The sequence below is a fragment of the Mesorhizobium sp. ArgA1 genome (genome assembly GCF_053714375.1).
Genome location: NZ_JBSKBQ010000047.1, coordinates 1 through 9,069 on the forward strand (window position 1 = coordinate 1; position 9,069 = coordinate 9,069).

7 protein-coding genes and 3 pseudogenes are annotated in these 9,069 nt (G+C 57.5%); 9 read left to right on the top strand and 1 reads right to left on the bottom strand.

The annotated features are described in order from the left end of the window. Positions 1–492 precede the first annotated feature (492 nt). The 9 genes and pseudogenes from ACWGTI_RS31585 (at position 493) to ACWGTI_RS31625 (ending at position 7,857) form a co-directional block, all read left to right on the top strand. A pseudogene (locus ACWGTI_RS31585) lies at positions 493–770 on the top strand (DNA -binding domain-containing protein). 627 nt (positions 771–1,397) lie between these two features. Further along, positions 1,398–1,487: pseudogene (locus tag ACWGTI_RS31590) on the top strand (transposase); the annotation flags it as partial. Between the two features lie 313 nt (positions 1,488–1,800). Further along, positions 1,801–2,475, top strand: coding sequence for an IS3 family transposase (locus ACWGTI_RS31595; protein ID WP_454590570.1), 675 nt, complete (start codon positions 1,801–1,803; stop codon positions 2,473–2,475). Further along, positions 2,372–2,599 carry an integrase core domain-containing protein gene (locus ACWGTI_RS31600; RefSeq protein ID WP_454590571.1) on the top strand — a complete coding sequence of 76 codons (228 nt, stop codon included), beginning with the start codon at positions 2,372–2,374 and terminating at the stop codon, positions 2,597–2,599. Before ACWGTI_RS31595 ends, ACWGTI_RS31600 begins: the two co-directional genes overlap by 104 nt. A 7-nt stretch (positions 2,600–2,606) precedes the next feature. Then, on the top strand, positions 2,607–2,966 hold the full coding sequence (locus ACWGTI_RS31605) for a hypothetical protein (protein WP_454578735.1): 360 nt from the start codon (positions 2,607–2,609) through the stop codon (positions 2,964–2,966). Between the two features lie 475 nt (positions 2,967–3,441). Further along, the gene (locus tag ACWGTI_RS31610) at positions 3,442–4,137 is read left to right on the top strand and encodes a protein rhiA (protein ID WP_454578736.1); all 696 of its coding nucleotides are present in this window, start codon (positions 3,442–3,444) and stop codon (positions 4,135–4,137) included. A gap of 95 nt (positions 4,138–4,232) precedes the next feature. After that, entirely contained in the window at positions 4,233–4,877 is a 645-nt protein-coding gene (locus tag ACWGTI_RS31615; RefSeq protein WP_454578737.1) for a phage tail protein, read from the top strand. A 77-nt stretch (positions 4,878–4,954) separates the two neighbouring features. Further along, a complete protein-coding gene (locus tag ACWGTI_RS31620) occupies positions 4,955–5,401 on the top strand; it encodes a protein rhiC (protein WP_454578738.1) in 447 nt (148 codons plus the stop codon). A gap of 1,010 nt (positions 5,402–6,411) precedes the next feature. Next, on the top strand, positions 6,412–7,857 hold the full coding sequence (locus ACWGTI_RS31625) for a BTAD domain-containing putative transcriptional regulator (protein ID WP_454578739.1): 1,446 nt from the start codon (positions 6,412–6,414) through the stop codon (positions 7,855–7,857). 600 nt (positions 7,858–8,457) lie between these two features. Here ACWGTI_RS31625 and ACWGTI_RS31630 read toward each other — a convergent pair. Then, positions 8,458–8,967, bottom strand: a pseudogene (locus ACWGTI_RS31630) (IS481 family transposase); the annotation flags it as partial. Between the last annotated feature and the right edge of the window lie 102 nt (positions 8,968–9,069).

A 9,069-nucleotide genomic window follows, 5' to 3' on the forward strand; every position in this document is an offset into this window, starting at 1 on the left:
GTCATGGCAGATGAGCTAAGCCGCAAGTCCTAAACCGCGCCTCGTAGACGCAAAAAATGCATTCGCCGGACGCTCACGACCGGACCTGATCTGAAATGCTTGGTTTCAATTGCCGCTTTCGGCTTCTCGGGGACATCGGATCGTCCGTGGCGATCACTGGCAGGACTCCATGAAACCTGTAACCTCCTGCGGGGCGCAGGTCAGCCCGCGGTTGCGGTCGCGCGCCCTTGCGAGGAACTTGGGATGGCTAGCCCGCTGGGGAGGGAACGCTGCGCATGATCGATGACGAGGCGCAGGATCTCCGCCCCCGCTTGCGGAACCGGAAGGACCGGGCGACGGCATTACGCCGAATGGGAAAAGAAGAAGGGATGCCAGCGCGAACAGGCAGGTTCCGAAGCCGAGCGGCAACCCTAGTGATCCCGGGCCGCCTGGCTGGCCAAGGCTGGCAAAAGCGGGCTTTTCCATTCCTACCGCGTTTGCTACGAATGGCGCATGCTCAAGCCTCTATTAGATCCCGATGTCGCCGACGAGGCACCGGATTCGCCGATATTGACCGGCTATGACGAGGAGCGCCTACTCACCTATATTCGGCTTCTCGATGCAGCAGCCGAGAACGCTGACTGGCGAGAGGTGGCCAAGATTGTTCTGCACATCGATCCGGAGAAAGAGCCGGACCGGGCTTCAAAGCTTGGTCGACCCACCTTGCCCGTGCGCAATGGATGACGACGAGCGGCTACCGATATCTCCTAGCCGGCGGAGCTCCGCACTGAACAAACGACCCTTTCGCTGGATCAGATTTCCGCAGCCTCACGCTGGAGTTGCGATCAGCTATTGAAGTAGGCCCGGCGATGCGGCATCTAGGACATGGGCCTAGCCCGTGGGGTCTCCGAATGAGGCCGACCTAATGCTCCAAGCTCCGGTTTCGGGGCATTAGTCATTTCTTGGGGTAGAAAACGATCGCGGCCCTTCAATGATAGCCCGAATTTCGGAGAGGTTCGTGTCATCTGGTGCTGCGCCCGGCTAGCCTAAGCCTAGGGGGTGACAAAACCGTTGGTTGCCAGTCCAGGCGGGGCGCACCGTGATTGGGGCACGGGTGGTGCGAGGCCGCTATGCCGGCGGGGCCTTCAATCAAGATGGCCGCTTATGGTGAATATTTTCGCTACTGCCCACATGGCGGCGGCTGCTTCAGCTCGTGTCTGGACCTGTGCCGGAGGACCTGAAGCGGCTGGCCCAAACAGGTTGGTTATGTCCGGGGTTTAGCCGAAAAGGGTGGAGTGCACCCCTGGACTGAGACACAGAAAATCGCGGACAGTTTCCCTGCAAGGAGACGAAACTGGGGCATGGCCGGAAGGCAAAGAGTTATTGATGAGGGACAAAAGCTGGAGCTTCTCCAGCGCATGGAGGCGGGCGAAACCGTCAGCAAGTTGGCAGATGAGGTTGGCATCAGTCGCCAACGACTTTACGAGTGGCGTGATCAGCTCAGGCTCCATGGTAATCTGAAGTCACGCCGGCGCGGCCGGCCGGCCAGATCGACAGCAGGAGTTGACGGGGCCGCGCAGTTGCAGAGCGCAGTCGACGTGCCGGCGCCCCAGGAAAAGGCGCTGATCAAGGCCAGGCGCCGGATCAGGGAATTGGAGCAAAAAGTCGGGCAACAGCAGCTCGATCTCGATTTTTTTCGCGAGCCTTGCGGCACTTCGAGGAAGATCATCGTCGGAGCAGCGCTCCTGGCGAAACGGGATCTTCCAAGTCATCGAAAAGATGATGACCGGCCTGTCGCAAGGCGAATTCAACATCGACAGAATGTGCTGGCTCGCTGGCGTCAGCCGCGCGAGTTATTACCGTCACTGGCTGGATTCGACCCCTCGTCGGGCCGAGACAGGTTTGCGCGATCTCATTCAGAGGATGGCTCTCGGCAACGCGCACTACGGCTACCGCCGGATCGCAGCCCTGCTGCGGCGGGAGGGGTGGCAAGTCAATCACAAATGCATTCTACGGATCATGCGTGAAGACAATCTGTTGTGCCTGCGCGCAAGACCCTTTGTTCCTCTGACGACGAACTCGAGGCATGGGTGGCACGTCGTGCCGAACCTGGCCAGAGGAATGATCCTCAATGGGGTCAACCAGCTGTGGGTCGCCGACATCACGTTCCTGCATCTGGCTGAGGAGTTTGCTTTCCTTGCCGTTGTGCTCGACGCGTTTAGCCGCAAGGTGGTCGGCTGGGCGTTGGATACGCATCTCAGAGCTAGCCTTGCCATCGAGGCTCTCGAGATGGCCATCACTACTCGCCACCCCGAATTCGGGAGCCTGGTGCACCATTCCGACCGCCCAATACGCCTGCGGGGCCTACTCCGAACTTCTGCACCTGCACGGTATCCAGGCGAGCATGAGCCGTGTCGGCAATCCTTACGACAACGCGCAGGCGGAGAGCTTCTTGAAAACCCTGAAGCAGGAAGAGGTGCAAGGTCTCGCCTATAAGGATGCAGACGATGCCCGCAGGCGCATCGGGGCTTTTATCGATGCCGTTTACAACACGCAGCGTAGTCCGGAGGAATACGAACAAAAGCATTCACACAGACGACAGATGGAAAAAGCCGCATAAGCTTAACGTGGGAGTCGGCGACATTCAGGTGGCCCTCGAGCCACATTTCGAGGGCAAAAACGTCGCCAAGGGAGCGCTGGTCGCGAAACTGGAGCACCCAGCACGCCGCGCGCGCACTGAACTACAGAGCGTGGCCGTCTTCGTCGAACCGAACCCCGAAAGTGGCACCGATTGGAGAGTGCATCCCGCGACCTTCCCGGGCGAAAGCCAATGGGGGAAGGTTTCCATGGTTCTCTACAAGCTCGGCGGGCGTGAGGATTGGCCCGACGCCAATGAACTTGGCTCGTGGCTTGTCAAGGATGTCGTTCCGGCGCTTGAGTTCGCAGTTGGGGCGAGGCCGTCCAAAGATGTCTCCACACCAGAGTGAAAAGCGCGCTCGGCGTGCAGCGAAGGTTTCCAGCCGAGGTCCAACGGCGTCACGCCGACAGCGGCGGTCGGCCATGCCTCTCGGCACGACGCTCCAGTTGAGTGAAGGCGGATCGAACAACCCCGGCATGCGAAAGTGACAGTCGATCCTCGGGAGTCCTTCGTGTTAATCATTGCTTTGAAAATGTTTCTCGCAAAGCGTTAGTAAATGCGAGTATCACGAAAGTCCATTCATCCGTTAGCGGATGGAAAGGCATGTTCATAGGGCCGATTGCGGCCTGGTCGCATATGTGTGACACATTTGATGTCGCCAGCGCGTTAGTCAAGCGCAAAAGATCCAAAGTTGAAATTTGACGCCTGAAGTCGAATTTTTACGCATATTTGATTGTTCGAAAGTGGAGGCCTCTAAGTACCCTTTGATGGCAATCGGACCCCAACATCGGCCAATCCGATGAAGCTCCAGGAAAGGGATATCAATGTCTATTCACGTCAGTTATGCCCGAAACGAGATGTCACATGATCTGCGTGCATCTCAACAGGCGAAGGCCGCACTCGCTCAGGGCACGCAATATTCGCTATTGCTTAAAAATGATTCGGCCCAACCTTGGACCTTTTACGTCTATCAAAAGATGCCGCAGCAGGTGGCAGATGTCTTCTCCCTGGCATGGTTTTGCTCGCCGTATCAAATTCGGGTCGGTGACCAGATCAGGTTCACCTGGGAAATCGACTACAATTTTGTTTGGAGCGACACGGGCCAGTTGATCCCAGGCGTCGATTTTCTGGCGTCTGGGGCGAAGAATTGCAGCCCGGCCGCGAAGAATACGACCGAGTTTTCCTTGTCGCCCGGACCTGGTCTCAGCGATCCGGCCCAAGCGCCCCCCAGTGGTTCTCTGGTTATCAACGATGCCGCCGACGTACCGAACAACAGATTTTCAGTTGGCATCGGCATGTCGGGAACCGGAACCTATTGTGTGCAGGCAGGAACCAATCTGAAGCACACATTCACCCCCACGCCGAGCTATTGGGTAGCTGCGGGAACAAACCTGAAGATCGGCACGGTGCTCAACATCAACACGGTCACACAGACGGGCGAAGCGAAATTTCCGTCCGCAGTCTACAACCTCGACTGCGTGCTCCAGGGCGACAATACTTGGGATATTTCCGCGGCTTAGTCGACCGGGCATCCTAATGCTGGCTCCGCTCAAGGTTGCGGAGCCAGCGGGGCTAATTGTGGCTTTCGAGAGGTTCACAGGAACCACGAGTCCACGTGCCAACCATCGCATTTCTCAAAGTAGAAACCCAACAGCAATGGAGGGATGCCATCATGTTTGCGGGAATTCCTATCGGTGCCGTGTGCCCTTTCGCCGGCCAGGTCCATCCCGTTACCGGCTCCAGGAACACGATCTGGGCCAACGCGGCGTGCTCAAGCTCGGGATCGAAGCCAGGGACAGAAGCTGACGCCCCACTTAGTCATATCGAAAGCCAGGGTTGGATGCTTTGTGATGGACGATATCTGAGCTTGACTGCCTACCCTGAGCTCTACGCTGTTTTGGGTGCACTCTACGGCGAAAGGTCTTCAGGCGCTGAAGTGGAATTTCGAATTCCTGACTACCGCGGGCTGTTCCTGCGCGGGCTCGACGCGGGTGCCGGGATGGACCCAGATGCGGACCAGCGGATCGATCCGACCGGAAACCACGTCGCAAATACCGTCGGCTCGCTACAATGCGATGCCATGCAGGATCACACCCACTCCTATGACGTGATTCAGCCGGCCGGAATTTCACAGCAGGGCAATGCCGCCGGAACATCCTTGTCGAGCAAAGCAACGAGTTCGCCGATAGCACCGGCACGCATCGCCGACGAAACGCGCCCGAAGAACATCGCTGTCAACTACATCATCAGGTTCCGTTAGCGGCTGTGCAGGCATGTCCTCATTCCAGGAGCCGCTGTGATCCACGTAGAACTGACTTCAATAAGAGGAGAGAAGTGATGACTTTGAAATCAAAAGCTTTCGGCTTGTTGGTGGCTCTCACCGCAGCCTATGCCACCGTTCCGCCAACGAATGCAGAGGACTCCAGTACTAAAGCCGGGACAAAGCCCGTCACTACGGGCGTGGTCATTCGTGGCGTAACGATAGGCGGCCCTCCCGGAGCGCCGGGAACCCCGACGGGCCGAACATGCGACTTCAGCAATGAAGAGGTCGGACCCGACGGACGCTTGACCGGCGCTAGCGTCAACTGCCGCCCCGACGGAAATCTTGCGAACACGATACCAGGTCTGCCCGCACGCTTCGATGCCTATTGCGTCATCGATGCGCCGGTAAAGAGCGCTCGTGTAATCCAAGCACCTATCTCGGGCGACGCCAACCATTGCGATCTTTCCGGCATAACCCCAAAAGACGCGACAGGCCAGTTCAAGGGCTCTGTGTGGCGTTAGACCTTCGCCCAGGGGGCTATGTTCTCCGCTCATGAGATGGCAACTTCGTTCAGGCCGTACCCACGTGCCATTTGACAATGGATGCGGTCTGAATTGCCTGCGGCCGTTCTTCGGTTGGGTCTGGTGGCGAAGATTTGCTCAGGTGACGCGAGTAGAGACCGGAAGTCCGTTCCGCTGCCTGCCAGGATAGGGCCTCATGCGTTCGGGCCTCAAGGCCTGTTCCAATTCATCAGGATTAAGGTCCATTGCGGCCCAGGGCGGATCTGGAGGATATCGCGTTTTGCGCCCAACGTGATGTAGGGGGCGCAAGCAAGCAGCCGATTGTCCCGCTGGAGATTTTCAAAGCCTTATGCCCCACGAAAAGCTGCTGATAGGCCACGCCATGGTCGGCGCCACAGAGCAGGCTCAATCGCGTTGTTGCGGTCAATATTTTCAAGCGATGCCTCACCGGTAGCTTCGGTATCTGAACTGTCCTCAATGAAGAAATTGGCGGTCGTGGGTCGGTCTTGTGCGATGGCGACGGCGAGGGCGCGCCGCATCGTGGTTTACTTGGCCGGGTTGATGGTCTGGGATTTGATGTCTCGGACCAAGGCACAGCCGTGGACAGCTGAGGGTGCCTTCATTGCATCTGTGATTTCCGACCTATAGGTTTTCCAGCAGGCGTATCCGTCCACAGACGCAGCTTTTGATGTTGGTGTGTCCTTCAGATCGTCGGGATCGTTGCGTACTTTTCGGCGTCATGGAACGGTTCGGCATCATTGAGTAGCGGCTGGCCTGCCATAGAAAGATCTCAGATTTTTGTCGTTGGCTCTTCCATTATAGTCGCTCCTTCTAATGTTTGTGTGTATTATTTGAAAAGTTATATGTACTCATATGTCGCTATATAATTATTAACTGTACTTCCAGCCGACAGGCGTAAAAAGCGCGTAAAAAGCGAACAGGAGGCCCAACACTCGTATATGTTGCAGTCTTCTACGAGGCTTATATGCACCCGGCTTCAGGAGGCACGCTTGGATTTGCGACTAACACTGCTCGGCCGGTGCATGCTCAGCGGCAAACAGCAAACACAGCTTCGCCTTAGCACACGGAAGTCCTGGGCGCTTTTCGCATTGCTGGCGCAATGCGGAGTAAGTGGCTGTACGCGAGAACAGGTGTCCGGCAGCCTGTGGCCTCTGAGCGGTGAAGAGCAAGCACGTGCGAGCTTGCGCCAGGAATTGGCTGCTTTACGCAAACTCCTGAAAGAAGTCGGTTGTCCGGATCCGTTTGAGGCCCGTCAAGGGACCTTGATGCTACGGCACGAAGTCATTGCTGTCGACAGTCGGAAGTTGGAGGATATTGCTCTTTCTGGCGACACCGAACGTATCCGGAGCATTCCACAATTATACAGAGGTGACTTCGCTGCGGGCTTGAGCATCCGGTCGGCACCGTTTGCAGCCTGGTTGCAGGCTGAAAGACAACGACTTTGCGATCTCGCGGTCTCGGCGCTCGAAACTGTGCTGGCACACGATGAAGAGCATGGTGAGCCGGACATCGTGCTAAAGACGGCGCTGGCTATAATCACCATGGATCCGGCGCATGAGGCAGCGCACTGCGGCGCAATGCGGAGCCTGCACTCTCTGGGGAGGAGTGCTGAGGCTCTAATGCAATTTAACCGTTTGGAAAGCACCCTTCGGCAAGAGCGGAACGCTGGCCCCAGCGCGGAGACAGTCGAAGTCTACCGGCGCCTGCGTCAGCATGATCGCCCCACTGTCTCCTGTGATTCGGGCGGCGTTGCCGCAAACGTCTTTGGTACACCAGAAAGGCGCATAGTCATTATTGCAGCTTTCGGCATTTCCGCCGGAACTGCTGCCGGCCAACAACTCAACGCTGAAGATATCAGCAAATTGGTGCAGCCGATGGAGGTCTTTTGCCGTGAGACGGTTCCAAGATTCGGCGGTCAGATAATCGGATGCGTAGCAGACCGGTGCCTGGCCGTGTTCGGCTACCCCGCTGCGAGTGAAGTGGACGCCGAACGTGCGGTCCTTGCCGCAATAGATCTTCGAGGCAAATATTTGCGTGCCGCAAGCGGGCAAGTGGTGCGGATATGCTGCGGCGTCGCCAGTGGCGAGGCCTTGGTTCGATCTGGGGAGGAGGGTTCACTCAGCGTAGCTCAGATATCGGGCCCACTCATCACTCAGGCGACCACTCTAAGTTACACGGCAACCGAGATCGGTGTCCTTGTTTGCGGAGCGACGCTGGCACTGCTGCGTCGCGTATTCAAGACCAGCGAAGTGTCGATCCCCGGGCACAGCACCGGCGCCTACCAAATTCGTAGCGAATTGGTTGCAACCAACCGCTTCGACATTGGCGAGAGACAGAACACCCGGTCTTCCTCCGTCAGCCACGAATGCGAGATGGAAACTTCTTGCAACACTTTAGAGCAGAGGTTTGCAAGGGGCAGGGCGCCGCCCCAGTAGCCGGAGAACTAAGCATCGGAAAATCGCGGCTGGTGTAGCATTTGCTGAGGTTATGACTAAAAATGTCCAGGCTCGGCGCAGTGTGTGGTTCGATGTGAACTATCTCTGACAAGTGGTGCACTTACACGCGATAAGCGTGCAGTACACTGCAAGGCCGGCAGAAGGCGTGGGCGCAAGCCTGATGGGACCACTGGCAAACGCTCGAACGCGAAAAACCGAATTCCGCGCCGTGTCATCCGACGCTGCCGTCGGCTTTGTCGAGTGAACGACACGAGCTGTCCGGTTTGCCTCCAGCTCCCACCATCATTCAAGTCATTGAAATAATAAAATCGAGAACACTTTTCTCAGGCCTCCCAGCGGAGTTGGCACGACACTTGATACGTCCTCCTAGGCGACGGCAGGAGCTGCCGAGCGGGTTCATTTTTGTGGTTGATATTGTTCGGCGTCGCCGTCGTGCCCGGCAGCGGCTTCATGGCCTCGCCCTATGTCCGCATCTCCTACGCCGCCTCGATTGAAGAGCTGCAGCGCGCCTGCGGCCACATCCTTGCCGCCTGCGAAGCCGTTTTCGAAAGTGAAAAGACCTCTGGAAATGGCCGTCGGAGCCTTCTCATGCAGTTCGACGAAAGCGAACTTCGAGGTGCGGTCGATGGCGGCGAACATGTGCAGCTTGCCCTGTTCGGTTCGGACCTCGGCAATGTCGATGTGGAAGTAGCCGATCGGGTAGCTCTTAAATTTCCTCTTCGCCGGCTTGTCACCCTCGACATCCGCCAGACGGCCAATGCCATGGCGTTGCAGACAGCGGTGCAATGAAGACCGCGTCAGATGCGGGATGGTTGCCTGAAGCGCATAGAGGCAGTCGTCGAGGGGCAGCAGCGTGTAGCGACGGAAAGCGACAATGACCGCCTCCTCCTCAATCGAGAGCACCGTCGATCTCGGTTCCCTCGGACCAGTCGGCAGATCGGCGACCGAAGCTCGCCTCTTCCACTTCGCGACCGTCTTCTGGTTGATCCCGTAGCGCTTGGCGAGCCGCCTCAGGCTCTCTTGACTATGCTGTATCGCTCGACGGACCGCCTCTGTCGTTGTGGCGCTCCCATGCAGAACTTGGCCCATAGCGCATCCTTTGATTCGGAAGATAAGCACTACTTTGGCAGGTTTTTAGCGGCGGGCGAGTTTTTGGAATTCCCAAGAGAGAGTTTGCGTGATTCATAGGAG